We start from the raw sequence: 1,580 nt of genomic DNA, 5'->3' as shown, positions 1-1,580 counted from the left end.
GAAAATATATTCAAATATATTGTCTAATTTCTTACAGAATGCGCAACTTGCTAGTCGAATATAAGGACTTTTGGTTATAATAAAAAGGAATTATTAATTGTATCGGTTAGGAGCGCAGCACATATGAAAACAGTTGTTGTTATCGGTGGAGGTATAACGGGACTTTCTACTATGTTTTATTTAGAAAAATTAAAAAAGGATTATAATATCGATTTAAATTTAATTCTTATTGAGAAAGAAGAGTATTTAGGTGGTAAAATCCATAGTGTGGAAGAAAAGGATTTCATTATGGAGTCAGGAGCGGATTCAATCGTTGCTCGTAATGAATATGTTATGCCACTTGTAAAAGATTTAAATTTAGAAGATGAAATGGTATATAATGAAACGGGTATTTCTTACATATATTCTGAAAACATGTTACATCCGATTCCTTCTGATACTATATTTGGGATACCGATGAGCGCCCAGTCTTTGTTTAGCAGTACGCTAGTCTCAACGAAAGGGAAAATCGTAGCTTTAAAAGATTTCATAACGAAAAATAAAGAGTTTACGAAAGATACATCACTTGCTCTATTTTTAGAAAGTTTCTTAGGGAAAGAGTTAGTGGAAAGACAAATTGCTCCTGTACTTTCAGGCGTATATTCTGGTAAATTGAATGAGCTTACAATGGCATCTACATTACCGTATTTACTGGATTATAAAAATAAGTATGGAAGTATTATTAAAGGTTTTGAAGAGAATAAAAAACAATTTCAATCAGCAGGAAATAAAAAATTCGTATCATTTAAAGGTGGACTATCTACGATAATTAATCGCTTAGAAGAAGTGCTCACTGAAACTGTCGTAAAAAAAGGTGCTATAACGACGGCTGTAAGTAAACAAGAAGATCGATATGAGATTTCTTTTGTAAATCATGAAACAATACAAGCTGATTATGTTGTTTTAGCAGCTCCGCATGATATAGCACAAACTTTATTACAGTCTAATGAGTTAAATGAGCAGTTTAATACATTTAAAAACTCATCTCTTATAAGTATTTACTTAGGATTTGACATACTAGATGAACAACTACCAGCTGACGGCACAGGGTTTATTGTAACGGAAAACAGTGATTTACATTGTGATGCTTGTACATGGACAAGTCGAAAGTGGAAACATACATCGGGTAAACAAAAATTATTAGTAAGAATGTTTTATAAGAGCACCAATCCGGTATATGAAACAATCAAAAATTATAGTGAAGAAGAATTAGTACGAGTAGCTTTATATGATATTGAAAAGAGTCTCGGAATTAAAGGTGAACCAGAAGTAGTCGAAGTTACAAATTGGAAAAATTTAATGCCGAAATATCATTTAGAACATAATCAAGCGGTTCAAGCATTGCAAGAAAAAATGACGAATCTTTATCCAAATGTATATTTAGCTGGTGCCTCATATTATGGTGTCGGAATTGGTGCGTGTATTGGAAATGGAAAGAATATAGCCAATGAAATAATGGCTACATTAAATAAATAATACTGTAGAATAAATAAAAGCTGTTCCTTCAGCAAAATGGAGGAACAGTTTTTATTTATTTTATT

Annotated in this window: 1 protein-coding gene; it reads left to right on the top strand. The window is 31.6% G+C overall.

The window, feature by feature from the left end; all coding sequences use genetic code 11:
- Positions 1-123 precede the first annotated feature (123 nt).
- Positions 124-1,515, top strand: coding sequence for a protoporphyrinogen oxidase (locus tag ACQGS6_RS28130; protein ID WP_098300407.1), 1,392 nt, complete (start codon positions 124-126; stop codon positions 1,513-1,515).
- Positions 1,516-1,580: the final 65 nt, after the last annotated feature.

It is taken from the genome of Bacillus sp. GMs2/2 (genome assembly GCF_050172095.1).
GTDB lineage: Bacteria > Bacillota > Bacilli > Bacillales > Bacillaceae_G > Bacillus_A > Bacillus_A cereus.
The sequence above is the reverse complement of the archived record's forward strand: the minus strand, read 5'-3'. Positions and strand labels throughout refer to the sequence as shown.

What these genes read in the sequence shown, in the direction of transcription:
- ACQGS6_RS28130 (WP_098300407.1), top strand. Translation starts at nt 124, where the DNA reads ATGAAAACAGTTGTTGTTATCGGTGGAGGTATAACGGGACTTTCTACT.